28 protein-coding genes are annotated in these 24493 nt (G+C 65.7%); 16 read left to right on the top strand and 12 right to left on the bottom strand.

Going from position 1 to position 24493, the window contains the following annotated elements:
* Positions 1-3: 3 nt before the first annotated feature.
* Complete coding sequence (locus O987_RS08220) at positions 4-1146, bottom strand: toll/interleukin-1 receptor domain-containing protein (protein WP_013721785.1); 1143 nt, start codon at positions 1144-1146, stop codon at positions 4-6.
* Between the two features lie 412 nt (positions 1147-1558).
* Here O987_RS08220 and radC point away from each other — a divergent pair, with 412 nt between their 5' ends.
* Both radC and O987_RS08210 read left to right on the top strand, forming a co-directional pair.
* Positions 1559-2065 carry a RadC family protein gene (gene radC, locus O987_RS08215; protein ID WP_013721784.1) on the top strand — a complete coding sequence of 169 codons (507 nt, stop codon included), beginning with the start codon at positions 1559-1561 and terminating at the stop codon, positions 2063-2065.
* Between the two features lie 281 nt (positions 2066-2346).
* Positions 2347-2697 carry a DUF2958 domain-containing protein gene (locus O987_RS08210; RefSeq protein ID WP_013721783.1) on the top strand — a complete coding sequence of 117 codons (351 nt, stop codon included), beginning with the start codon at positions 2347-2349 and terminating at the stop codon, positions 2695-2697.
* A 30-nt stretch (positions 2698-2727) separates the two neighbouring features.
* Here the strand turns inward: O987_RS08210 and O987_RS08205 are convergent, their stop codons facing one another.
* A complete protein-coding gene (locus O987_RS08205; RefSeq protein WP_013721782.1) occupies positions 2728-3396 on the bottom strand; it encodes a DUF6988 family protein in 669 nt (222 codons plus the stop codon).
* Between the two features lie 527 nt (positions 3397-3923).
* Here O987_RS08205 and O987_RS08200 point away from each other — a divergent pair.
* Positions 3924-4748, top strand: a complete 825-nt coding sequence (locus O987_RS08200) for a DUF932 domain-containing protein (protein ID WP_015014844.1) — start codon at positions 3924-3926, stop codon at positions 4746-4748.
* Positions 4749-4826: 78 nt separating this feature from the next.
* Complete coding sequence (locus O987_RS08195; RefSeq protein ID WP_043371610.1) at positions 4827-6887, top strand: ParB/RepB/Spo0J family partition protein; 2061 nt, start codon at positions 4827-4829, stop codon at positions 6885-6887.
* Between the two features lie 207 nt (positions 6888-7094).
* Here the strand turns inward: O987_RS08195 and O987_RS08190 are convergent, their stop codons facing one another.
* The 8 genes from O987_RS08190 to O987_RS08155 all read right to left on the bottom strand — a co-directional run bounded on the left by O987_RS08190 (position 7095) and on the right by O987_RS08155 (position 12117).
* The gene (locus tag O987_RS08190) at positions 7095-7625 is read right to left on the bottom strand and encodes a GNAT family N-acetyltransferase (RefSeq protein ID WP_003107230.1); all 531 of its coding nucleotides are present in this window, start codon (positions 7623-7625) and stop codon (positions 7095-7097) included.
* Between the two features lie 5 nt (positions 7626-7630).
* Positions 7631-8860 carry a chromate efflux transporter gene (gene chrA, locus O987_RS08185; protein WP_043371607.1) on the bottom strand — a complete coding sequence of 410 codons (1230 nt, stop codon included), beginning with the start codon at positions 8858-8860 and terminating at the stop codon, positions 7631-7633.
* Positions 8857-9159, bottom strand: coding sequence for a PadR family transcriptional regulator (locus O987_RS08180; RefSeq protein ID WP_003107234.1), 303 nt, complete (start codon positions 9157-9159; stop codon positions 8857-8859). The genes chrA and O987_RS08180 overlap by 4 nt, the downstream gene beginning before the upstream one ends.
* Positions 9160-9257: 98 nt before the next feature.
* A complete protein-coding gene (gene arsC / locus O987_RS08175) occupies positions 9258-9680 on the bottom strand; it encodes an arsenate reductase (glutaredoxin) (protein ID WP_013721779.1) in 423 nt (140 codons plus the stop codon).
* 17 nt (positions 9681-9697) lie between these two features.
* Positions 9698-10783, bottom strand: a complete 1086-nt coding sequence (gene arsB / locus O987_RS08170; protein ID WP_013721778.1) for an ACR3 family arsenite efflux transporter — start codon at positions 10781-10783, stop codon at positions 9698-9700.
* Positions 10784-10793: 10 nt separating this feature from the next.
* Positions 10794-11291 (bottom strand): arsenate reductase ArsC, encoded by a 498-nt coding sequence (locus O987_RS08165; RefSeq protein ID WP_013721777.1) that lies wholly within the window; start codon positions 11289-11291, stop codon positions 10794-10796.
* Positions 11292-11303: 12 nt separating this feature from the next.
* The gene (locus O987_RS08160) at positions 11304-11774 is read right to left on the bottom strand and encodes an ArsI/CadI family heavy metal resistance metalloenzyme (RefSeq protein ID WP_043371604.1); all 471 of its coding nucleotides are present in this window, start codon (positions 11772-11774) and stop codon (positions 11304-11306) included.
* A gap of 13 nt (positions 11775-11787) precedes the next feature.
* Positions 11788-12117 (bottom strand): ArsR/SmtB family transcription factor, encoded by a 330-nt coding sequence (locus O987_RS08155; RefSeq protein ID WP_003116799.1) that lies wholly within the window; start codon positions 12115-12117, stop codon positions 11788-11790.
* A gap of 785 nt (positions 12118-12902) precedes the next feature.
* Between O987_RS08155 and O987_RS08150 the strand changes: the two genes are divergently transcribed.
* On the top strand, positions 12903-13217 hold the full coding sequence (locus O987_RS08150) for a DUF736 domain-containing protein (RefSeq protein WP_015014848.1): 315 nt from the start codon (positions 12903-12905) through the stop codon (positions 13215-13217).
* Positions 13218-13280: 63 nt separating this feature from the next.
* Here the strand turns inward: O987_RS08150 and O987_RS08145 are convergent, their stop codons facing one another.
* On the bottom strand, positions 13281-13586 hold the full coding sequence (locus tag O987_RS08145; RefSeq protein ID WP_013721774.1) for a helix-turn-helix domain-containing protein: 306 nt from the start codon (positions 13584-13586) through the stop codon (positions 13281-13283).
* Between the two features lie 240 nt (positions 13587-13826).
* On the opposite strand from O987_RS08145, the gene O987_RS08140 reads away from it, so the two are divergent.
* From O987_RS08140 to O987_RS08095, 10 genes are all read left to right on the top strand, one after another.
* Positions 13827-14177 carry a DUF2958 domain-containing protein gene (locus tag O987_RS08140; RefSeq protein WP_015014849.1) on the top strand — a complete coding sequence of 117 codons (351 nt, stop codon included), beginning with the start codon at positions 13827-13829 and terminating at the stop codon, positions 14175-14177.
* 309 nt (positions 14178-14486) lie between these two features.
* Positions 14487-15260, top strand: coding sequence for a DUF2285 domain-containing protein (locus O987_RS08135; protein ID WP_043371600.1), 774 nt, complete (start codon positions 14487-14489; stop codon positions 15258-15260).
* Positions 15261-15343: 83 nt separating this feature from the next.
* Positions 15344-15625, top strand: a complete 282-nt coding sequence (locus O987_RS08130; protein WP_043376244.1) for a helix-turn-helix transcriptional regulator — start codon at positions 15344-15346, stop codon at positions 15623-15625.
* Between the two features lie 26 nt (positions 15626-15651).
* Positions 15652-16509, top strand: coding sequence for a replication initiator protein A (locus O987_RS08125; protein ID WP_043371598.1), 858 nt, complete (start codon positions 15652-15654; stop codon positions 16507-16509).
* Positions 16510-16762: 253 nt separating this feature from the next.
* Entirely contained in the window at positions 16763-17401 is a 639-nt protein-coding gene (gene parA, locus O987_RS08120; RefSeq protein ID WP_043371595.1) for a ParA family partition ATPase, read from the top strand.
* Complete coding sequence (locus O987_RS08115; RefSeq protein ID WP_043376243.1) at positions 17398-17682, top strand: hypothetical protein; 285 nt, start codon at positions 17398-17400, stop codon at positions 17680-17682. The genes parA and O987_RS08115 overlap by 4 nt, the downstream gene beginning before the upstream one ends.
* The gene (locus tag O987_RS08110) at positions 17679-18224 is read left to right on the top strand and encodes a DUF2840 domain-containing protein (RefSeq protein WP_043371593.1); all 546 of its coding nucleotides are present in this window, start codon (positions 17679-17681) and stop codon (positions 18222-18224) included. Before O987_RS08115 ends, O987_RS08110 begins: the two co-directional genes overlap by 4 nt.
* A complete protein-coding gene (locus O987_RS08105; protein ID WP_043371591.1) occupies positions 18221-18826 on the top strand; it encodes a S26 family signal peptidase in 606 nt (201 codons plus the stop codon). Before O987_RS08110 ends, O987_RS08105 begins: the two co-directional genes overlap by 4 nt.
* A gap of 436 nt (positions 18827-19262) precedes the next feature.
* A complete protein-coding gene (locus O987_RS08100; protein ID WP_043371589.1) occupies positions 19263-21257 on the top strand; it encodes a relaxase/mobilization nuclease and DUF3363 domain-containing protein in 1995 nt (664 codons plus the stop codon).
* 78 nt (positions 21258-21335) lie between these two features.
* Positions 21336-22370 (top strand): IS630 family transposase, encoded by a 1035-nt coding sequence (locus O987_RS08095; protein ID WP_080731480.1) that lies wholly within the window; start codon positions 21336-21338, stop codon positions 22368-22370.
* A gap of 57 nt (positions 22371-22427) precedes the next feature.
* On the opposite strand, the gene O987_RS08090 is transcribed toward O987_RS08095, so the two are convergent.
* Entirely contained in the window at positions 22428-23192 is a 765-nt protein-coding gene (locus O987_RS08090; protein ID WP_051962150.1) for an FCD domain-containing protein, read from the bottom strand.
* Positions 23193-23685: 493 nt separating this feature from the next.
* Here O987_RS08090 and todJ point away from each other — a divergent pair, with 493 nt between their 5' ends.
* Complete coding sequence (gene todJ / locus O987_RS08085) at positions 23686-24492, top strand: toluene degradation hydratase TodJ (protein WP_046196316.1); 807 nt, start codon at positions 23686-23688, stop codon at positions 24490-24492.
* Position 24493: the final 1 nt, after the last annotated feature.

Here is a 24493-nt window from a genome sequence, read left to right as displayed (position 1 = left end):
GATTCAGGCCTCCCAGTCCGCAAATTGCCATCCAGCCTCGCTGGCTTTGACCCACCGCGCAGAGTGGATATGCTGGCCCAGCCAGTCCAAATGCCCCAGCCACCGGGGATGCAAGCCAACATGATCGTAAACGACGGCAACCGATTGATCTGGCGAATTGGTGGATGCGTCATGCAACGTGGTCGACGTGGGGACACCAACTGTTGGGTAGACGACGACATTCCGGCCATCCGGCAGTCGGATATAGACCGCCTTGTTCGGTCCAACGCCGACAAGTTGACCGCCAATCGTTTGAATAGCGTTGCGCAAATTGCTCACTAGATTGACGGAACGGACCGCATGGCTTTGGCTGCGAACTTCTTCGAGCTGTAGACAGATTCGCTCCACAGCGCTGTCCGCGAGGCGTCCTGTGGCCGCATCCACTTCGTCGGGCAACAATTCTGCGCGACTGGCGGTGGCTGTTCGCGCAGATGGCGTGCAGTCTGGCCAGCCAACCCGTAAGACGCTGATGCCTTTCGCCAGAGCGCGTCCGAACTCTGCGCTTGTCCAGCGGCTTTCAAAGTAGCCTGGCGTGTCAAGCATCACAAGAACGTCGGAATCGCAAAGGCGATGCCATAGCATCGTCTGAAAATCTTCCGCAGGTGGAATCCCATGCGTATCGAGAAACACATCGAATAGCCGAGCAGATAAGGCGTCAAAGAGCTGCAAGGCTGCCTCACGGGCTTCGCCCCGGCGGTAACTTACGAACACTCGACGCTGGCGAGGTAGCAACCCCGCACACTCAAGTAAAGCGGTCGCGACACGCTGTGACCCGTTGGCGGCATAGGCTAAGCAGTTGAGAGGTCGCAGTAATTCAGGAATCTCTGCGTTAACTCGATTGACGTCGGATGCTATCGGCAGTAGCGGGATGCCTCGCTCCAGCAACTTCGCCACGTTGGCGAGAGGTGGATTGTCGCCCCCGAAAAATACTGCAGCGGATGAGCGCTGTTGGTCGGGGTTAAACGCTTCCGGGCGCACCTCCCATCCAACTTCATGTCCTAGTCGCAAGTTGAACATGCCTACGGCAGTTCCGACGATTTCTTCAAGCTCAGAAATCTGGGCGTCGGTTGGCGAACCAAGCACTGCAAGTTGATAGAGGGCGGCCATGCTCTTCCTTGTGATTTCAGTGTTCTCGCCTATCTGACCTTACGAAACCCAATGCGGGAATCTCCTTCAAAGATAGCCGATTTCGGGCGTCCCCGGTCGGGCCGCGCTGTCGTGCTACGCATCAAGCCCCGCTGCGCGAGTCTCGCCCCTGCGGGCTTCCATCGTTCCCTCGCGACGCTCGGCTGACGCCTCCGGCCCTGCTGGGCCTGCGCGCTCCGCTTGCCAGGGTTCGTGTATGGCATGGGGCGGTCTTGCTGTTTCCCTTCACCGTACCACGGCGTTCTCGCCGTCAAGGGCGGCGCGCGCCATGCGCGCTTGCGTCCTGGCGGCCGTCTGCGACCCCTGACTGCTTGCGCTGCGCCGTGCTGGCACCGGTTCCGGGCAATTCCGCCCGAGCAACCGGAGCACGATCATGTCGCAACTGACCCTCACTCTCGACACCCCGCTGATGGTGCGCGATGGCCGTGGGCGCTATCGGCTGGCGGACGCCGACCAGATTCTGGAAGCCGCGCGCCAGGTCATCGAACAGAAGATGCAGCGCGGCGAGGCGTTCACTTCGCCGGAGGCGGTGAAGGACTACCTGCGCGCCAAGCTGGCCGGCTTCGAGCACGAAGTCTTCGCGGTGTTGTTCCTCGACACGCGCCATCGGCTGATCGACTACGTGGAGATGTTCCGCGGCACGATCGACGCCGCCGAGGTGCATCCGCGCGAGGTGGTGAAGCAGGCGCTGCGGCTCAATGCGGCGGCGGTCATCGTTTCGCACAACCATCCGAGCGGAAACTCCGAGCCGAGCGCGGCCGACAAGGCGATGACCTCGCAGCTTCGGCAGGCGCTGGCGCTGGTGGACATTCGCACGCTGGATCACGTCATCGTTGCGGGGACTCGCACCACGTCATTCGCCGAACGCGGCCTGCTTTGACCATTGGGGGCTTCGGCCCCCTTTTTGCTGCGCCCGGCGGCGCAACTCCGGCCCTCGCGGGCCTGCGCGTGCTGCGCACTTGCCGAAAACCCGGGTGCGTGGAGGTGCGAGGGAGGCGGTCTTGCTGTTCCCTTCATCGTGCCACGGCGTTCTCGCCGTCAAGGGCTGCGCGCCGATGGCGCTTGCGTCCTGGCGGCCGTCGTTGACCCCTGACTGCTTGCGCTGCGCCGTGCCCCGGAAGGGTCGGGCAATTCCGCCCGGCTTCCTTTCAGGAGTTCACCATGAACAACGCACTCATCACCGACGAGCAGCGCATCGTGTTGCTGGCCAACGGCCGCGAATCCTTGGAGAACCCGGACTTCGATCCGGCCCCCGTGGTCAAGCTGTTCACGCCGGACGCCGGCGCGACCTGGCTGCTGACCGAGATTGATCCCGATGACCACGACCACGCCTTTGGGCTGTGCGATTTGGGCCTGGGGATGCCGGAAATCGGCTGGGTCAGCCTGCAGGAGCTGGCGGCCGTGCGCGGGCGGCTCGGGTTGCCGGTCGAACGCGATCTGCACTTCCGTGCCGAGAAGCGCCTGAGTGCCTATGCGCGCGATGCGCGGCTGGCCGGGCGGATCATCGAATGATTTCGCGCGGGGCGTCGCAAGATGCCTCGTTCAAGGTTTCAGGAGATCCGGCAGGCAGTCGGCGAATGCCGGCTGGATCTTACTCACGGGCTTGGCCACGGCCTCGTCGCCGGTGAGGACTGCCATCGTCATGCCGGTCATGGTCGTCAGACCGTTCGAGCTGCGCAGTACCTGTAGCGCAAGATCGACCGGGAAGCCGTCGGCACTGCGCCGCAGTGGATGAATGCCGCCATGCACGAACGAGTTCATGCCGTGCCAGGTCACATCCTTGAAATGCGAAAGCATTTGGTGCGCAGCCGCCGGCGCGCCTTGTCCGACTCGCTTGCCGATCTGCTCAATCATTTCGCTGGCGCCAGGCAAGTTCTTGGCCGCCTGTTCGCTCTGCAGCGTCAGTGGCGCCAGCAGCTTGTCGATCGCTGCGTCGCTGGCTGCGTAGAGCAGCCACATTGCCCGCGTCAGGGCCTCGAACTGCAGGCGCATGAGGCCGACGGCGGACGAGGGTAGTCGCAGCGCCATCAATGCTCGCATCGCTGTTGCATGCTCCATAGCGACCAGGCACATGCCAAGAGCTGACTCGCCACGGGGCGATCCATCGAAATCGGCGTCGCCCAGTAGTTCATCCAGACGTTCGTGCAAGGCATTGGAGCGGTGGAGCATGTGCTCCAAACGATCGTCGTTGTTGATGATGGTTTCCTCCATAGAGGGATCGTAGGACAGTCGTGCGTCCCCGGCCAAGAAACATGGCCGGTCGCGCTGTCGTGCTGCGCATCGAGCCTCGCTACGCGAGTCTCGCCCCCTTCGGGCTTCCATCGTTCCCTCGCTCCGCTCGGCTGACGCCTCCGGCCCGGATTCCTAGATCCGGGCCTGCGCGCTTCGCTTGCCGTGCGGTCGGCGTATTGAGGGGCCGTGGCCATGTCCAGCCGTCTCCCCTGACTTCATCACCTTCACCGCGACTGTAGCCCGCGGCCGTGTGCCGTCAAGGCGCGCAGGGCCGTGTCCTCGGCTGCGCCTGCGGGCCGCACCCACCCTGCGCTTGCCTCCTTGACGGCCCCCGTCCGCGCGCTCCTGACCGTCGCGGGCGATGAACTCAGGAAAGACGGTGGCAACAGGGCCAACCGGGTTCCTCGTGCCGACCGCACCGAACAGCCGAAAGGCTGGGCTTCCGAATCTAGGAATCCGGTATGCGGTGAACAGCAAACCCTTTTTTCTTTGTCAGGAGAAATGCCATGCAACTCGCATCCCGCTTCGCTTCCCGTTCCCCGGTGCTGCGTTCGGAACGTCCCTTGTCCGATGACCAAATCCGGGCCGTGGCCCCGTCCATCTACGCGGAAGCCCCGCACGAAAGCCGCTCCGAGCGGTACAGCTACATCCCCACCGCCACCGTGCTGCAAGAACTGCGCGGGGAAGGCTTCGAGCCTTTCATGGTGACGCAAACCCGCGTGCGCCATGACGACCGCCGTGACTACACCAAGCACATGATCCGGCTGCGCCACGCCAGCCAGATCAACGGCCGCGAGGCCAACGAAATCATCCTGCTGAACTCCCATGACGGCACCAGCAGCTATCAGATGCTGGCCGGGATGTTCCGCTTTGTTTGCAGCAATGGCCTTGTCTGCGGTGACACCGTGGCCGACGTGCGCGTACCGCACAAGGGCGACGTGGCGGCGCAGGTGATCGAAGGCGCTTACGAAGTCCTGCACGGCTTCGACCGGGCGCAGGAATCGCGCGATGCCATGCGCGCGATCACGCTGGACGCCGGGGAATCGGAAGTGTTCGCCCGCGCTGCGCTGGCGTTGAAGTACGACGAGGACAAGCCCGCGCCCATCACGGAATCGCAAATCCTGAGGCCGCGCCGCCATGACGACGACCGCCGCGACCTGTGGAGCGTGTTCAACCGCACGCAGGAGAACTTGACCAAAGGCGGCCTGTCCGCCCGCGCCGCGAATGGCCGCCGCCAGACCACCCGGCCCGTGCAGGGCATCGACCAAAGCGTGCGCCTGAACCGCGCCCTGTGGCTGCTGGCCGATGGCCTGCGCCAGTTGAAAGCCTGAATCCCCACGCGGCAGGGGCAGGCAGCAGCCCTTGCCGCTTCTCTCGCTGCTGCACCCCAACCGCAAGGAGTTATCACCATGAACGCCGTACTCAAAACCGAAGCCGTCGCCATCGAAGCCGCCGCACCGCTGGAAGTGGCCGACCCGACCAAGAACCTGATCTTGGTCCCCCTCTCGCAGTTGTTGCCGCGCCGCTCCAAGCGCAACGTCCGCACGACCCCGCGCCAATCCATCCCCGAACTGGCCGCGAGCATTGCCCGCATCGGCCTGCTGCAAAACCTGATCGTCATCCTCGCCGCCGATGGCGAGCAATACGAAGTCGTCGCAGGCGACCGTCGCCTGACCGCCTTGAAGCTGCTGGCGAAGAAGAAGCGCATCCCCGCCGACTACGAAGTGCCGTGCCTGCTGGTGGCCGATGCGTCCGCCCGCACCGTCAGCCTCGCGGAGAACGTGCAGCGCGAGAACATGCACCCCGCCGACCAGTTCGCGGCCTTCGCCGCGCTGGTCAAGGAAGGCCGCTCGGTGGAGGACATTGCCGCAGACTTCGGCGTGTCCCCGCTGGTGGTGCAGCGCCGCTTGAAGCTGGCGAACGTCTCGCCGCGCCTGCTGGCCGATTACCGCGCCGGAGCCGCGACGCTGGAACAGTTGATGGCCTTGACCATCACCGACGACCACACCGCGCAGGAAGCCGCGTTCTATGGTGCGCCGGAATGGCAGCGCAGCCCGTCCAAGCTGCGCGAGCGCCTGACCGAGCGCGAAATCGACGCCGCGCACGCGCTGGTGCGCTTCGTCGGGCTGGACGCCTACCGGCAGGCAGGCGGCGGCATCCGCCGCGACCTGTTCGCAGAAGGCGATGCCGGAACCTACCTCACCGATACCGCAGTGCTGGAAACGCTGGTGCGCGACAAGCTGGCAATGCTGGCCGAGGACGTGCGCGCCGAGGGATGGGCATGGGTGGAGGCCGTGCCGCATCTGGCCTACGAGGAACGGCAGGCGTTCCAGAACGCCCCGCGCCACCGCCGCGAGCCGACCAGCCGCGAGGCTCGCCGCATCGCCTCGCTGGAAACCCGCCTCGAAAAGATCGAAGCCGAACTGGAAGAAGCCTGCCAAGTTGAAAGCAGCGAGGACGAGGCCAAGGCCGAGAAACTGGAACAGCGGCGCGATCAGGTGGTCGGGGAACTGCAAGACGCGGAGGACGCCTTACAAGGCTATGCCCCCGAAGTGCGCGAGGTGGCCGGTGCCATCGTCACCATCGACCGCAGCGGCGAGGCCGTCATTCATCGCGGCCTGCTGCGCGAAGCCGAGGCGAAGGCGCTGCGCACGCTTGAAAAGCTGCGGCGCGGTTTCGGCAGTGCCGAAGGCGAAGCCGCCAACGACGAGCACGAGGACGCCGACGACGCGCCCAAAGCCGCGAGCCTGTCCGACCGGCTGGCGCAGCGGTTGAGCGCCCACCGCACGGCGGCGCTGCAAATCGAAGTCGCCCGGCATCCGCACGTCGCGCTGGCCGCGCTGGTGCATGGCATGGTGCAGACCGTCTTGCATCCCGACGCCTATGGCGATGGCCTGCCGCTCGGCGTGCGCCTCACGGCGCAAGACCGGCTGGAAGGCATGGCCCCGGACTGGCCGGAATCGCCCGCCGCCGTGGCGCTGCGCGAACTGCAACAGGTGGCCGGTGAAGCCTTGCCGGAGGACAGCGCCGAACTGTTCGCCGTGCTGCTGGCGAAGTCGCAAGACGAACTGGTGCGGCTGCTGGCCGTATGCGTGGCCTCTACGGTGGACGTGGTGACGCCTCGCGCCACGACGTACCAGCCCGGCGCGGAACTGGCGCAGGCCGTGGGCCTCGACATGGCCGCATGGTGGAAGCCGACCGCAGAAGGCTACTTCAAGCACGTTTCCAAGGCCGTGATTCTGGATGCCGTGGGCGCGTTTGCACCGGAATCCGTCACCCGGCTGGCGAAACTCAAGAAGGCCGACATTGCCAGCGAGGCCGAGCGGCTGGCCGATGGCACGGGCTGGATGCCTGCCATCTTCAAGGCCGAAGGCCCGCAGGACACCGCGCAGGAGGCCGGCCCGGAGCAGGACGCCCCGGAGGATGCCGAAGCAATGGCGGATGAACCCGCCGAGGCGCTGGCCGCTTGACCCGCGCCGAAGGCGAGCGCCCCGGCCTCGACCGGGGCGCTTCGCTTTGTGTGGTGGCGCATCGAGACGAAGGAATAACCGCGATCAGCACCGCGCCCAGGCCGTTCCGCCCTGGGCGCGGTGGACGCGAAATCCGGGTGCGACAGTGGCCGCGCCCGGTGTTCAAGGCCAATAGCCGAATTAAAACGCCGCCGCCTTCGCGCTGGCTCAGGCGGCGGCGTTGAAGGCATCGCTGTAGTGCGCGATGCCTTCCGGCACTGTCCCATGCAGGGCCAGCGCCATGAAATAGCCGGGCGGCACGCCCGGCAGTTGCAAGCCCGCATGGGCCTGGAAGCCAAAGCGCGTGTAGTACGTTGGATCTCCCAGCAGCACGCAGCCTGCGGCCTGCATAGCCCGCAGTTCAGACAGCGCCTGTTCCATCAGGCGCGAACCGATGCCTCGCCCCTGCCTTGGCGGCAGGACGGAGATCGGCCCCAACCCATACCAGCCCTCGGTCTTTCGCCTGTGCTCATGGGTGATCGTTACTGGCGACAGCGCGACGTGACCGACGACGCGCCCATGTTCTTCGGCCACGATGGAAAGCGTCAGTTCGTTGGCGGCACGCAAGGCGCGCACGATGAATTGCTCGGTGTGGCTGGTGTGTGGTGCATCAGCGAAGGCGGCGGTCGTGACCGCTTCGATGGCGGCAATGTCGTCGGCGGTTTCGTGTCGGAGCTGGATGGTCAGGGTGTGCCACATGAGATTCAGACGCCCATCGCCATGACCCAGCCCACCAGCCCGGCTAACAGCACCACGAGCGCCGGCGGCACGCGCCCCACCGTCAGCAGTCCGAACGAGAGCAGCGCCAGCCCAAAATCCGCCTTGCTGTGGATGGCACTCGTCCATACCGGGTCATAGAGGGCGGACACCAGAATACCGACCACGCCGGCGTTGATGCCGGCCATGGCCGTCTGGATGCCCGCGCGGTGGCGCAGCCCTTCCCAGAACGGCAGTGCACCGACCAGCATGAAAAAAGCGGGGAGGAAGATCGTGCCCAGGAGTGCCAGCCCGCCGATCCAGCCATGCAGCGGTCCGTGGGCGACCGCGCCGAGGTAGGCCGAGAAAGTGAACAGCGGCCCCGGCACGGCCTGCGCCGCACCGTAGCCGGCCAGGAAGTCGGCATTGCTCACGACGCCGCTGGGCACCACCGAGGCCTGCAGCAGCGGCAGCACAACGTGTCCACCGCCGAAGACCAGTGCACCGGAGCGGTACACCCCTTCCAGCAGGGCTATCGTGGACGAGTCCGTGGCTGCCGCCCACAGGGGCAGCCCGACGAGCGGTGCGGCAAACAGCAGCAGCGCCACGATGCCCAGCTTGCGCGAGACGGGGTAGCTGTGGGCGTGGCCGCCGCCGGGTTGCGCGATCTTCAATGTCCACCAGCCCAGCAGCCCTGCCACCGCGATGGCGGCAAGCTGTCCCGCGGCCGAGGGCAGGACCATGGTCAGCAGCGCCGCCAGAATGGCCAGCGCGGCGCGCGGCCGGTCCGGGCACAACGACTTGACCATCCCCCAGACCGCTTGCGCCACGATGGCCACGGCGACGACCTTGAGCCCGTGCACCCAGCCGGACTGGGCCAGCCCCTGGTACTCGGCGATGCCAAAGGCGAACAGGATCAGCGCAATCGCCGATGGCAAGGTGAATCCGGCCCAGGCCGCCAGCAGCCCCAGCCAGCCCGCGCGGCCCAACCCCAGCGCCATACCGACCTGGCTGCTGGCCGGCCCCGGCAGGAACTGGCACAGGGCGACCAGATCGGAGTAGCTGCGGTCATCCAGCCAGCGGCGACGCTCGACGAACTCCGAGCGGAAATAGCCCAGATGCGCGATCGGCCCGCCGAAGGAGGTCAGCCCCAGCTTGAGGAAGGCGCCGAAGACTTCGACGGGTGAGCCGCGCGCGGCAGCGGCCTCATGCTGCAAGGTGTTGGTGGAATCTGTCATTTGTGCATCGCCTCCCCGGTGAACTCCCGGATGCGGTCCTTGGCCAGCGCCAAGCCTTCCTTGCCCTTGGGCGTGATCGTGTAGAGCTTGCGCACGGTGCGCCCTTCACGCTCCTGGCGGGAGACGAGGTAGCCGTCGCGCTCCATCTTGTGCAGCATCGGGTACAGCGTTCCGGGGGAGAGGCGGTAGCCGTGGTGGGCCAGCTCGTCGATCATCCATTGCCCGTAGATCTCCTGCTCGGCTGCGTGGTGCAGCACATGCAGGCGGATCAGCCCCGACAGCAGGTCGTGGTGCTCCATGGCACGTGGAGTAGGTTTCTCTTTCATATCGAATATCGATAACGAAATTCGATAATACCAGCCTCACTTCAGATTGCCTGCCGCTTGTGCGGGAGGTCTCAGACCCTGCGACCCTCCGCATCCACCACGGCTTCGCCGTCTTCCTTGCGGAACGCGCCGCGCTGCGGCTGCGGCAGGATGTCCAGCACGGCCTCCGAAGGCCGGCACAGGCGCGTGCCCAGCGGCGTGACCACAATGGGCCGGTTGATGAGGATGGGATGCTGGAGCATGAAGTCGATCAACCGGTCATCGCCCCACTGCGGGTCGCCCAGGCCCAGTTCGGCATAGGGCGTGCCTTTCTCGCGCAGCACGGCGCGCGCCGATACGCCCATTGCGGCGATCAGCACCATCAGCGTCGCCCGATCGGGCGGGGTCTTCAGGTACTCGATGACCGTGGGCTCCTCGCCGCTGTTGCGGATCAGGGCCAGCACGTTGCGCGAGGTGCCGCAGTCGGGATTGTGGTAGATCGTGACGGTGCTCATGGGAGTGACCTGGTTGGTTATCGGGTGGCGGAGTTCGGGCCGCATTCGTACCAGCCGCGCGAGCGGTTGACCACGCGCACGACCAGCAGCATCACGGGTACCTCGATCAGCACGCCGACCACGGTGGCCAACGCCGCGCCGGACTGGAAGCCGAACAGGCTGATGGCGGCGGCCACGGCCAGCTCGAAGAAGTTGGAGGCACCAATCAGCGCCGAGGGACAGGCAATGTTGTGCTGCTCGCCCAGCCGACGGTTGAGCCAGTAGGCCAACCCGGAGTTGAAGAACACCTGGATCAGGATCGGCACCGCCAACATGGCGATCACCAGCGGCTGGCGGATGATGGCCTCGCCCTGGAAGGCGAACAGCAGCACCAGCGTGAGCAGCAGCGCCGCGATCGACAGAGGGCCGATGCGCTCCAGCGCCCGGTCGAAGGCGGCTTGGCCCTTGCTCAGCAACGCGCGGCGCCAGAGCTGGGCCAGGATGACCGGAATCACGATGTACAGACCGACCGATACCAGTAAGGTGTCCCACGGCACCGTAATGGACGATAAGCCCAGTAGCAGGCCCACGATTGGGGCGAAGGCGAAGACCATGATGGTGTCGTTCAGCGCCACCTGCGACAGCGTGAACACAGGATCGCCCCCGGTCAGCCGGCTCCAGACGAACACCATTGCCGTGCAGGGTGCGGCGGCCAGCAGGATCAGGCCCGCGACATAGCTGTCGAGCTGGTCGGAGGGCAGCCACTGCGCGAAGACCTGGCGGATGAAGATCCAGGCGAGTAGCGCCATCGAGAAGGGTTTGACGGCCCAGTTGACGAACAGCGTCACGCCGATGCCGCGCCAATGCTGCTTGACTTGGCCGAGAGCGCCGAAGTCCACCTTGAGCAGCATGGGAATGATCATCACCCAGATCAGCAGGCCCACCGGCAGGTTGACCTGCGCGATCTCCATGCGGCCGATGGCATGGAACACGCTGGGCGCGAACTGGCCGAGCGCGATACCGGCGACGATGCACAGCAGTACCCACACGCTCAGGTAGCGCTCGAAGACGCTCATGGTGGGGGCGGCCGGCACGCGGCTGGCCGTTTGGGTTCCAACACTCATCGCGCAGACCTCACTTCGTGCCGATGCTGCGCAGCTCGTGCTGCAGCGACATGGCATCCAGGCGTTGCATCGGCAGCGACAGGAATAGCTCGATGCGCCGGCGCAAGGTCAGCGCCGCATCCGTGAATGCCTTGCGCTTCTGTTCGTCGGTGCCCTCGACGGCTGCGGGATCAGGCACACCCCAATGCGCCGACATCGGGCGTCCCGGCCACACGGGGCAGACCTCGCCGGCGGCGTTGTCGCAGACCGTGAAGATGAAATCCAGCTCCGGCGCACCGGGCGCCGCGAACTCGTCCCAGTTCTTGCTGCGGTAGCCGGCGGTCGGCATGTGCAGCCGCTCCAGCGTGGCGAGCGCCAGTGGGTGGACTTCGCCCTTGGGGTGGCTGCCCGCCGAGTAGGCGCGAAAGCGCCCCTGGCCCAATTCATTGAGGATGCCTTCGGCCAGGATGGAGCGGGCCGAGTTACCCGTGCAGATGAACAGGGCGTTGTAGGTCTTGTCGGTGGTCATGGGTATCTCACATCAGCAGCAGGAGGAAGCCGGCTTCACCGCAACGCCCACCGGCTTGCCGCGCACCGGGGTACAGCACGCTGCGGCGGAAGTCGCTGCAGGCGCCGCTTCGTTAAAGACCGGAATGTTGCCCAGCGTGTGGAAGTGCTCCCAGGCCACGCCCTGCGGATCGGTGATCCAGTGCTTCTCGCTGCGCGCGTAGCAGCAGGTCGTGGTGCCCACGTCCAGCAGCGTCATGTCGGCCGCCTCGGCGCGGGCCTTCAGCACCGCCAATTCCTCGGCATCGTCGGTCTGGATACCCAGGTGGTCGATGCCCGGCTTGTTGCCACGTGTGGAGATGGCGAAGTTGACCGGCGGGTCTTCGAGCATCCATTTGGCGTAGTCGCCTTCGACGCGCGCGGGCTGCGCGGCGAACAGTTGGGAATAGAAGCCGATGCTGCGGTTCAGGTCATCGACGTGCAGGTGGACGTGAAAGCGCTTCATGGGGGTGATCCTTTCAGCAGGAAGTACAGGCAGAGGAGGATTCGGTGACCTCGCACGCGCCGCCCTGGCAGCAGTGCTCGGTCAGATAGCCGAGCAGCCCATTCATCTGGGTGAAGTCGGCGCGGTAGATCAGGTTGCGGCCCTGCTGCTCGATGGTGACCAGGCCGGCATGGGCCAGTTCTTTCAGGTGGAAGGACAGGGAGTTGCGGGCCACGTCGAGCTGGTCGGCGAGGACGCTGGGTGTCAGCCCTTCGGGGCCGGCGACCACCAGGGCGCGGAACACGCGCAGCCGCTGGGTATGGGCCAGGGCGCCGAGGGCGGAAATGGCTTGGGTCTCGTTCATGATTCGATAATACAACATTTATTGAATCATTGGCAAAACGCTTCAATTGAATGGAGCCTGCGCGCTTGCGAGGCTTGACTTTCAAGACAGTTGCTCACGCCTTCGCGCCTGCGGCGCTGCGCGCTTCGCTTGCCTCCAGGGGAAAGCCCTGCGGGCTATCCCCGCCGCGCGCAGCTTGGCGCCCCTCGATGTGGCCGAACCGGCTGCGCCGGATCGGCCCGTCCAGCGCCCCGCCGCGATGAACGGGGCGCTGGCGAACACGCTGGCGCTTGCTGCGGCAGGTTGTGCAGGTGCGTGCCGTCCTCAACGCTGGCGGTTCCTGCCCATCACGTCACGAAGGACGGTTCACGGACAACCCGCCCGGCATCGCTATGGAGCTTCCACGCCACGCCTCAAGACCGGCGCCGCAAGGTGTGGTGGAGGCGTTCTCGCCTGTCGTTGCGGGGTTGACCTCGCCCGCGTCAGCGGGCGAGCCGGAGAAGCCTTCGAGCGGGGATGCCGAGCAGGCCCTATCTCCTTTCGGAGCGGTTCGACCCAAGGCGTCCTTGTCTCGTTGTGAATCCTGGCGGTGGCGCGGCTGCGCCTCGGGCTTCATGGCTGCAACCGTCCGGCGAAAACAATTTCCCCGCCGCTGCACGGCTTCCTCGCGCAGCAAATTCTTTTCGCCTCCCGGCTCTCCACTGCGTTTCGACCGCAAGCGGTGCGGCCAGCCCGTCCCCTGCCGGCCGGATCACAACAAGGACGCGATGGGCGCGAACCTTGTTCAACCGAAAGGAGAAAACATCATGGCCAACATCGGCACCTTCACCGCAGACAAAGACGGCTTCACCGGCACGCTTCGCACCCTGACACTCAACGTCAAGGCCAAGCTGGTTCCCAACGACAAGGGCAGCAGCGAGAACGCCCCCGACTTCCGCCTCCAGGCCGCCGGCCACGACATCGGCGCGGCGTGGAAGAAGACAAGCGAGGCCGGGCGCGATTACCTGTCCGTGACCCTCGACGATCCTTCGTTCCCGGCTCCGGTCTATGCCCGCCTGATCGAAGGCGAGGACGGCACGCACGACCTGATCTGGTCGCGCAGCAAGCCCCAGGCGGCGTGACCGCCGCAGCGCCCCGCCCATCGCGGCGGGGCGCTGTGCTGCTGGTCGCAGCACATCACAACGTCACGCGCGCGGCTTCGCCGCGTCGCGTTCCTTCAACACCGCCTCCAGCTCCTGGCGCACCTGCGCCAGCAGTTCGTCGGCCTTGTGCGGGCTATTGCCCGCATAGGCCAGCGTCAGCAGTGTGAGCGGATGGATCTCCATCACCTCGCACAGCTCGGCCAGCTTGTTCAAGGTCGGGCTTTTCAGGTCGCGTTCGAGGGTACTCATATAGGTACGGCTGGACACGTCAGAGAAGGCTTCCTGGCTCAAGCCACGGGCCTTTCTAACTGTCTTCAACGCCTTCGCCAATGAGTTCCCAGCCGCCACCTATGGTTTCCCTCGAAAAACCAAGATGACAGCCCATTGCGTCCTATAGAGCTACAATCTATAGTGTTCATTTGGTGTTCTACGTTTTTGTGCCTTTACGGAAATCCGCATCGGCGGGTTCCAGCAAAGCCACGCAAGCGCATCCGCGCTTGCGCACGAAGGCGTAAATCCGGTTTGGCGGTTCTGCGCTTGGGCGTGAAACCGCATCCGTGCATCATTGGATTTGTGGGATTGCCGACCATGCCCCAGCCACTCGCCACCGTCCCGGAGCGCGCGCAACTGCTCGCCAACGGCGAGGCCCGCGCCGCTGGCCGGGCCATCGACCCGGTGCCCGTGGTGCGGCTGTTCACGCCGGACGCGCATGTGACCTGGCTGCTGGCTGCGCTCGATCCCGCCGATGGCGACACCGCCTGGGGCCTCATCGACCTGGGAATCGGAATGCCGGCGCAAGGAACCGTCAAGCTGTCCGAGCTGGCTGGCATCGTCGGGCCGCATCAGCAGCCCGTGATGCGCGACCTCTATTTCCGCCCCACGCGCACGCTGTCGGAATACACCCGGCTGGCCGAGCGCGACGGGGCCATCCCGGACTGAGTACGGCCTACTGTGGCTTTCTCAGTCTGGTGTCATGCCGGATAGGTCTTAATCGGCACTCTTGCGGCATACCCCGGCAAATCTGATCGAAACAGTCATGATGTCCGGCCTGGGCTGCGGCAGGCTGGCCTGTACGGCGTCCCACGGTCGGGGCGCTGCCACTGCCACATTGAGACGGAAACCGCAACGCATCGGAGCCAATTGGTCTTGACAACCCGAGCCACAATTTTTACCCATGACGTTCTGACGATGGCGATGTAGCGCGTAGCCCGGCCGTGGCGGCGATTCCTGTTCCCAGGAGGTTGCGTCATGGCCGATCGCGCCGCCGAGTCTTGGTATCCGACTGCCGCGTATCTGTACGTGCTGCATCTGGACAGCCTTGCGCTCGCCTGGGAGTACCTGCGCAGGCACCCCGACTACCGGCTCGATTGGCTGCGCCATCGTCGCCGGTCACAGGCAGCACAGGACGCGGCGCATCGCTGGAGCCTGCGCCTGCTGGAAGACCCGGCCCTGGATGCGCGCGACGCGCATCCGGCCTGGCAGCCCGGCCACGCTGCCGTGGTGCAACTCTACCCCGATGCCGATCCGCCCGTGGATGCCGAATCCTTCGCGTTCTGGCGTATCCCCGGCCATAAGCAACTGCTCCACGATGGCAAGGGGCTGGCGCTCACCGCACGCAGCCCCGGCCATTGCCTGCGCTTCGCGCTCGCGCCTGGACTGGAAGACGGCATGGCCGTCGCCTATGCCCACCGCGGCGGCGCTGCCACGCCTGCGCGCGACCACGATTCCGGCGACAGCTTCGCCGACACCAGGCCCAGGCCGACTCACGCTGCAATGCTCGAACTGAACACCCTGCAGGCGCTCGACGCGACCCTGGCGGGCGCGTCCTTGCGCGATGTCGCTGAAGGACTGTTCGGTGCCGACGCCGTGGCGGCCGATTGGCACGCCGACGGCGACTTGCGCGCCCGCGTGCGCCGCCTCGTGCGGCGCGGCGATGCGTTGATGCGCGGCGGCTATCGCCGCCTAGCACAACTGCCGCCGCTTGAGAAGGGACGTTTTGATGGGGATGCAAAACGTCCCTGAGCAGCGGAGCTTCGTTTTCTGAGACTGCCTCCATCCGGTTGCGCTGTGCGGCCGGAGCTTTGAAAGCTATGGAGGTGTTCACCATGCGTCCCGCTCCCTTGCGGCCTGCCGCCGCTCCTGTTCCCGCTGCCGCGCAGCCGCAGCGCTATCTCACCAACGACGAAGCCGCCGACTACCTGCGGCTGTCGCCGCGCACGCTGGAGAAGCAGCGCGTGATCGGCGGTGGCCCGCGCTTTCGCAAGTTCGGCCGGCGCGTCATGTACGCCGTCGCCGACCTCGACGCCTGGGCCGCCGACCGCAGCTTCGAGACGACTTCCGATCCTGAGTACGCCGAACAGCACTCGGCGGACAGCCGTGCGCGCTGATCGCTGGCACGCGCCAGGCCATCGCCATGTCCAGTTCCTCGCTGCCGTCCCGGCAGCGGCCTTCGCAAGAACGCGAACAGCTCGACCTGTTCCGCGCTTTGCCGGGCGACATGGCGCCGCGCGACAGCCAGGACTTGATGGCCTTTCCGTTCTTCTCGCTGGCGAAGTCGCGGCGCATCGCGCCGATCGACTTTCACAGCGGCAACGTCACGATCCGCGTGGAGGGCACGGCCGAGCATGGCATCGCCACGATTTGGGATGCCGACATTCTGATCTGGGCGGCCTCGCAGATTGTGGAAGCCCGCGACGCGGGCCTGCGGCCGTCGCGGCTGATGCAGGCCACGCCCTACGAGATCCTGCGGTTCATCGGGCGCGGTACGTCGCTACGCGACTACCAGCGCCTCAAAGCGGCCCTGGATCGCCTGCAATCGACCACGGTGGCCACGTCCATCCGCGAAACCACGGGAAGGCGCCTGCATCGGTTTTCGTGGATCAACGAATGGAAGGAGCTGGCCGATGCCAAGGGCACGCCCTTGGGGTTGGAGCTGATCTTGCCGGACTGGTTCTATGCGGGCGTGATGGATGCCGCCCTGGTGCTGACCATCGACCCGGCGTATTTCCGGCTCACGGGCGGCATCGAGCGGTGGCTGTACCGGCTGGTGCGCAAGCACGGCGGGCGGCAGCAACACGGCTGGCAGTTCGATTTCCGGCACCTGTATCGGAAATCTGGCAGCACCACGCGCTTTTCGGACTTCGCCTACGACCTGCGCGCATTGGTTGCGCGGCAGTCGCTGCCCGGCTACGTCCTGGGCATCGAGCGGATGCCGGGCGATGGGGTCGAGCTGCTGACCTTCCGGCCCGTGCCGTTCACGGCACGGGGATAACTGCGGGAAAAGCGGTGAATGGGCTCGTGCTATCAGGAGTACAGGGTATCGTGCTATCGGGAGTACGACTATCGTGCTATCAGGAGTACGGATCGCCCGCAAACCCAATAGCGGCGCGGGTTTCGGCCTCCCTTAACTTCCCTAACTTAAATTCTCTAACGGTTAGTAGAAGCGCCGCGCCACGGTGGACAACCGCCGTGCAGCCACCAGCGCAGCGGCAACAGCCGGGCTTTCCAACACGGAGGGCCAGGCCATGATCGTCGCGCTGCTCAACCAGAAAGGCGGCGTGGGCAAGACCACGCTCGCCACCCACATCGCCGGCGAGCTGGCGATGCGCGGTCAGCACGTCGTGCTGCTGGACGCCGACCCGCAGGGTTCATCGCTGGACTGGACGCAACGACGCAGCCAGCAAGGCTTGCCACGGCTGTTCAGCGCCGTGGGCCTTGCCCGCGAAACGCTGCACCAGGAAGCGCCAGAGCTTGCCAGGCGGGCAGATCACATCGTCATCGACGGCCCGCCGCGTATCGCCGCCTTGGCGCGCTCCGCGCTGCTGGCGGCCGAGCGCGTGCTGATCCCGGTGCAGCCCAGCCCCTACGACTTGTGGGCCAGCGCCGAGATGGTGGCGCTGATCCGTGAGGCACAAGTCTTTCGGCCTGCGCTGCGCGCGGCCTTCGTCATCAATCGGCGCGTCAGCACCACGGTGATCGGGCGCGAAGCGCGCCAGGCGCTCGCCGACCAGCCGCTTCCTGCGCTGCGCGCGGAAGTGCATCAGCGCATCGTGTTCGCCGACAGCGTGGCCGCTGGCCGGCTTGCACGCGAGACGGCACCAGACAGCGCTGCCGCGCGCGAAATCACCGCCCTGGTGGACGAACTTCTGCGGTGGCCGGCATGAGCAACGGCAACACGTCCAGCAGCAAACGCGCAGGCAAGCGCGTCGGCATCGGCGCGCGCCCGCCCGCGAATCCTCACGCCGAGGCGTGGATTCGCCAGGGCAGCGCCGACGACCTCCAGAAAGGCGACCTCTACACGGCCCGCCTCACCCTCGACATCACGCCCGCCATGCGCTCGCGCATCAAGGTATCGGCCTTCACGCAAGGCGTGACCGTGGCCGACCTGCTGCGCGGCCTGCTGGAGCGGGAGTTTCCCGAACAACGCAGGGAGAACACACCTTGACCGCATCCACTGCACCAGCCGCCGCGCCTGCCGCTGTCGCGGCCACGGCTGCACCTGTCGCGCCTTCCGGCCAGCCCGCCAGCGCGCCGCTGACGCGCGTGGCGCTGGCCTACATCGAGGCCCGTTTCAAGCTCTACCTGCGCTTCGGCGAACCCGCGCGCACGCACCAGCTCGACCGCTGGCGGCGCTGCGCCGTGTTCCTGCCGAACGCGGTCTTGTGCCGCATCCGCTGGCAGGCCAACGACTACGGCACGATCCGCTGGCAGCTCATGGTGATGCAAGCCTGCACCTCGCTGGACGCGGCGCAGCGCATCCCAGGCGTGCAGCCGGGCGCGTGCCTGCTGCTGCACGCCGAGGGCGACGGGCAAGTGCGCGCCGTGCTGGAACGCATCGACGCCATCGAGGCGCGCGGCATCGCACCGGCCGATGCCTCGCCCGCGTACTGGCGCACGCTCGCCAACCGGCTCGCCGCGCGCCTGCCGCTGCCCGAATACACCGCCGAGCGGCACGCCGCCTGGCTGACCGAAAGGGCGCTGCCATGACCGCCGTTTCCACCGGCGGCCCTGCGCCGCGTCCTCGCTCGCACACTCGCTCGCGCTCGCGCTTGCGCGCTCGCATCGTACTCGCGGGCCTCGCCGCCTGCGGCCTCGCTGCGCTGGCCTGGGCGTCCTTCGTGCATCCATTCCCGCGCCTGATCTACAACCCGTCCGACAGTGTTCCCGTGGGCTGGTATCGCGTCGATCCGCTGCGCCATCGGCCCGGCTCGCCGCCACTCCCGTTGTCCGTGGGCAGCATCGTCCTGGCCTCGCTGCCGCCAGATGCCGCCGCGCTGGCCGCGCGACGCGGCTACCTGCCGGCAGACGTGCCGCTGCTCAAGCGCGTGGGGGCCGTCGCGCCGCAGGAGGTGTGCATCGCTGGCGGCATCGTCCGCATCGACGGCGTGCCTTCGGCCGCCGTGCTGCGCGCCGACCGCTGGGGCCGGCCGCTGCCATCTTGGCAGCAGTGCCGCCGCCTCGAACCGGGCGAGCTGTTCCTGTTGAGCGTGACCAACGCGGCATCGTTCGATGGCCGGTACTTCGGGCCGGTGCGGGCGTCCGCCGTGATCGGCGTCGCGCACCCGGTCTGGCTGGAGAAGCACCCATGATCGCCGCCGATTCGCTGCGCATCATCGTGCTATCAGGCGTGTCGATCCGGTGGCGTTCCGCGTGTCGTCGCGCGTGCAGTGCGAGCGCATCCGCGCCGCACTTCGCGCTGCCTTCGGCGCAGCCATCCAACGTGCAGGCGTCTTGCCTCGAACGCGCCCGGCCTATGGCCGTCGCTGCGTTCGCCGGCGCGCTGGCTGCTCGCGCAGCAGCGCCGCCGGGCCGCCGCTGCCCGGAGCGCCAGCGAGGGGCAAAGGCGGAAGGCAAGACAAAAGGACGCAGCACCGGGCCGCGTCGAAAGCCAGTCTGCACGTGGGGGTGGCGCGGCACGCAGCGGCTTCGCCGCCGTGCCGCGTATGGGGCGAGGCCCGCGCCGATACGAGCATGTCCGCGTGCTTCGCACGACAGGACACGCCAGAGCTTGCAGGGAGCGCAGCCATGAGCGACCGCCGCGACGACGATTTCCGCGTGCGCCCCAGCGCCCCGAAGAACCGGGGCAAGGGCCAGGGGCAGAGCTTCGTTTCCAAGGTGCTCAAGCAGGCGGGCAAGGCCAGCAGCGGCAAGTCCACGGTGCGCCGTCCGGCATCGGCGCGCGGCACCGGCCAGCGGCCCGGCTCGCGCCTCGGGCGCGGCCACACGGCGGCGCGCTTCGCCGGGGCAAAGCTGACGCCCATGTCGCGGCGCGTGACCATCAAGACCTTGCTGGTCAATCACCAACGGGCCAGCCCGCAATCGCTCGCCAAGCACCTGCGCTACATCGAGCGCGACGGCGTAGGCCGTGACGGCGAGCCGGGCCAAGCCTACGGGCCGCAGACCGACGCCGCCGACCTCGACACCTTCAAGGAACGCTGCGCCGACGACCGGCACCATTTCCGCTTCATCCTCTCGCCCGAGGACGGCGCAGAGCTGGAAGAGCTGCGCACCTACACGCGGCACCTCATGGGCCGCATGGAGGCCGACCTGGGCACCGGCCTTGATTGGGTGGCGGTCAACCACTGGAACACCGACAACCCGCACACGCACATCGTCGTGCGCGGGCGCGACGACACCGGCAAAGACCTCATCATCGCGGGCGACTACATCGCTGATGGCTTCCGCCACCGGGCCGCCGAGCTGGCGACCGAATGGTTGGGGCCGCGCACCGAGCTGGAGATTCAGCAGACCTTGGGACGCGAGGTGGAACAAGAGCGGTGGACGAGCCTGGATCGCACCCTCAAACGTGAAATGGGCGAGGCCGGCGGCGATGGCCTGGTGCATGTCGAACGGCTCAACGAACCCCGCTTGCGGCGCCAGCGCCTGTTGCTGATCGGCCGCCTTCAACGCTTGCAGCGCCTGGGCCTGGCCGACGAGACGCAGCCGGGCACCTGGGCTGTCCATGCCGATGCGGAAAAGACCCTGCGCGCCCTGGGCGAGCGCGGCGACATCATCCGCACCATGCAGCGGGCCATGCGCGGCGAGCCGCGCGAGCTGGCGGTGTTCGAGCCGGGAGACGATGGCCGAACCATCCTCGGGCGCGTGGCCGCGAAGGGGCTGGCCGACGAGTTGCGCGACCGGGGCTTTCTGGTCATCGACGGCGTGGACGGCAAGGCGCACTACGTCGCGCTCAACGCCCGCGACGAGCTGGCGAACTATCCGACCGGGGCCGTGGTAGAGGTGAAGGGATCGGCCGACGTGCGCGCGGCCGACAGGAACATCGCCGCGCTGGCGAGCGATGGCCTGTACCGCACCGATCATCATTTGGCCGTGGCGCAGGGCCAGGCCGTACCGAGCGGCGACCCGCGGGAGGTCGTGGCGGCCCACGTCCGCCGCCTGGAAGCCCTGCGCCGGGCGGGCATCGTGGAGCGAGTGGCCGAAGGACTATGGAAGGTGCCGGGCGATCTGCCCGAGCAGGGCCGGCGCTACGACGCGCAGCGCCTGGGCGGCGTGGCCGTGGAGCTGAAATCGCACCTGCCCATCGAGCGGCAGGCCCGCGTGATCGGTGCCACCTGGCTCGACCAGCAGTTGATCGGTGGCGGCTCAAGCCTAGGCAACCTGGGCTTTGGCGCAGAGGCCAAGCAGGCGATGCAGCAGCGCGCCGACTTCCTGGCCGAACAGGGGCTGGCCGAGCGACACGGGCAGCGCGTGATCCTTGCGCGCAATCTGCTGGGTACGCTGCGCAACCGGGAACTGACCCAAGCCGCGATGGACATTGCAGCTGACACTGGCCTGGAACATCACCCGGTGGCTAACGGGCAGCGTGTGATCGGCATCTATCGGCGCTCCATCATGCTCACCAGCGGGCGCTTCGCCATGCTGGACGACGGCTTAGGTTTCACGCTCGTTCCTTGGAAACCCGTCATCGAACAGTGGCTGGGGCAGCAACTCGCGGCCACTGTGCACGGTGGCGGGGTGTCTTGGGAGATTGGGCGTACACGCGGACCAGCAATCAGTTGAGGCGGTGAAGTCGAAGCCCATTATTGATCCGGCCTTAATTAATTTGAACTTTTAGAGTCTGTCATCATCAGTTCAGTGATGAACGCAACAGACATGAGAAGTTTGCCAAGACCAGCGCGCCACGAGCGTCGTGTACAGGTCATCCGACTACGCAAAGCGGGCCATACGCTTGAGGAGATCGCTCAGCTGACAGGGTTGAGCAAGACCGGTGTATTCAACATTTGCAAGCGCCATGAACAGCACGGTGCGGATGCGCTGCAAGATGCCCCGGGCGGACGCCAATTGGGCGACAAGCGGCTGCTCAGCGCCGAGCAAGAGGCACGGGTTCAGAAGTTGATCATGGACAAGACGCCCGATCAGCTCAAGATGCCTTATGCACTGTGGACACGGCAGGCTGTGGCGCAGTTGATCGAGCAGCACTTTGGCGTCAAGCTGCAAGTGCGCACCATGGGAAAGTATCTGGCCCGCTGGGGCTTCACCCCGCAAAAGCCCATGAAGAAGGCCTACGAACAATCGCCCGCTGCAGTCAAGAAGTGGCACGAAGAGGATTACCCCATCATTGCGGCACGGGCCAAGGCCGAGGGGGCCGAGATCCATTGGGGAGACGAAAGCGGCTTGCGCAGTGACGATGTACGCGGTCGCGGCTTTGCCCCCAAGGGCCAGACGCCGGTGATCCGGGTCAACAACAAGCGCCACGGCCTGTCGGTGATCTCCACCGTCACCAACAAGAGCCAGATGCGCTGGCGCATCTTTGAAGGCGCGATCAACACCAAGATCCTGATCGACTTCCTGCGCAGGCTGATCAAGGGCGCCACCAAGAAGGTGTTTCTGATCCTGGACAACCTGCGGGTGCACCACGCCAAGCCTGTGAAGGCCTGGCTGGCCGAGCATGTCGATGCGATTGAGGTGTTCTATTTGCCAAGCTATAGCCCGGAACTGAACCCCGATGAAATGGCCAACGCTGACATCAAGCAGGCGGTCACGAAACTGGCACCTGCACGCACCAAGCTGCAGTTGGTCAAGGCGACTGCACGCCATCTACGCAGTGTGCAGCGTCAGCCCGAGAGGATCCGCAAGTACTTCCAGCATGAGCCGGTTCGCTATGCCGCTTGATTCAACTTCATTGATGCCGGATCAATAGGTTCCAGTCCTTGGGGAAACGGGTCGAGGTCAGGCCTCTCTCAGCAACCCATTGGCTCGAATCACATTGGCGGAGCGCCGAATGTGCTGCGAAAGGACCGAAACCGCCTGATTTGCATCGCGGGCTATCGCCGCCTCGAAGATTGTCTTGTGCTCCTCGTGCACCTCAACGGAAATTGGGCCTTGCGTGCCGGACAACCTGCGGTAGCGCTCGGAGTTGTGAAACAGGATTTCTCTGAAGTTCGCGAGCCATTTGGACGGAGAGGCGGCCATGAGTGCGTTGTGGAATTCCTGATTCCTCGCTTCCCATGCATCGAAGGCCTCTGCAGGATTGGCTTCAACTCGCTCCTGCGCTCTCGCCAGTCGACGGAAGCTGATGACGAGTTGGTCTTCCCAGTCGCCCCCACCGAGGTTGATGCTCTCGACGATGGCGGTGGTTTCCAAGGTGATGCGCGCGCTCGTCAGATCATCGAGATCGCAAAGCGACATCGGGGCCACCTTGAACCCTTTCTGCCCTTCGGCGACGACCAGACGGTCTCCAACCAGGCGCGTCAATGCTTCCCGCAGAGTGCTGCCGCTGACACCCAGTGATGACTTGAGTGTTTCGAGGTGGAGCCTTGAGCCTTGGGGGTGGCTTCCCCTCAAGATGCAGTCACGGAGCGTTGCGTAGGTGGACTCGATGGCAGTTGCGGCCTTCTTCTCTTTCGGCCCGACATCGGGTTCTGCCAGTGGCCCTTCGGCCAACCTTGCTGACGCAACCAATCGCGTCAGAAATGCTTGATCTTGCTGTGTCATTGTCTTCGGTTTCCTTGTTTGGTTGTTGCCGCCATTGTGCGATCAAGGACTGACGCGGCAAGCCCGGTCTGCGTGACGCCGCAGACCGCAGGCCCGCTCCACGTGCACCCACCATAGGCCAGTCCGAGATGATCGACCACCACGACAACGGGCACATTGCGCCGCCTTAGACGCAAAGGCGGCGTGAAGTGCTGCAGCCCCTACTGCAGGGCCAACGCAGGCTCAGCGTCTGGTCCCGATCAGTGCGCGGCGCGGAGTGAAAGGCTGTAGCGCGGGAAAACACTAATACTTGAAAGTGCGGCACGTTTCTAAAATTAGCCTTAGAAAAATGTCGTTTTTTTTCTAATAGACGATTTTTTATGAAAACAAAGATGTTTTTGCGCGGGGCAATTTTGCACCTTAGGTGCTCATTCATGCAACCACATGACAGTGATCTGCGACGGAGCAGCACACACGGAAATCGCAGAAAACATGAACCCAGGAGAAATGTCGAATGAGAAAACTAGATCCGGTGTCGACCAGCGCAGCAAGTGAAGCCGCCGACCTTTTGTACGAGGCCGCCCGGACCGGGGTGGCCGTGGCGCCAGTACGCAACCTGATCGGAGAGAAGGATCTCGAGGCGGCCTACGCGGTGCAGGAGATCAATACCCAACGGGCGCTGGCAGCGGGGCGACGCCTGTTGGGGCGCAAGATCGGACTGACCTCCTTAGCCGTCCAGAAGCAGCTCGGGGTTGGACAACCGGACTACGGCATGCTGTTCGCCGACATGGCACGCACCGAGGGTGAGGAGATCTCCCTCAAGGACGTGCTTCAGCCCAAGGTCGAGGCCGAGATCGCCTTTGTATTCGGCCGTGACCTTGAAGGCGATCAACTGACGGTGGCAGATCTCTTTCGCACCGTCGAGTTCGCGGTTCCGGCGATCGAGATCGTGGGTTCGCGGATAGCCAGCTGGGACATCCGCATCACCGACACCATTGCCGATAACGCCTCGTCGGGCCTGTACGTACTGGGTTCCACGCCAAAGCGGCTGTGCGATTTCGATGCGCGTCAGGCAGGCATGGTGATGGAGCGGCAAGGCGTGCCGGTGTCTTCCGGCGTGGGTTCGGCCTGCCTAGGTTCGCCGCTCAACGCGATGCTCTGGCTGGCCAAGGTCATGGCTCGGGCCGGTCGTCCTCTGCGTGCTGGTGACACCGTGCTTTCCGGTGCGCTGGGGCCGATGGTGCCCGTGGCGGGAGGCGACGTCTTCGATGTGCGCATCGCCGGACTGGGTTCGGTAACCGCTGTCTTCGCGAAGGAATGAC

It is taken from the genome of Comamonas testosteroni TK102 (genome assembly GCF_000739375.1).
In the GTDB taxonomy this organism is placed as follows: Bacteria; Pseudomonadota; Gammaproteobacteria; order Burkholderiales; family Burkholderiaceae_C; genus Comamonas; species Comamonas brasiliensis.
Note: the sequence above shows the minus strand (reverse complement) of the source record. Positions and strands in the feature narration are given on the sequence as shown.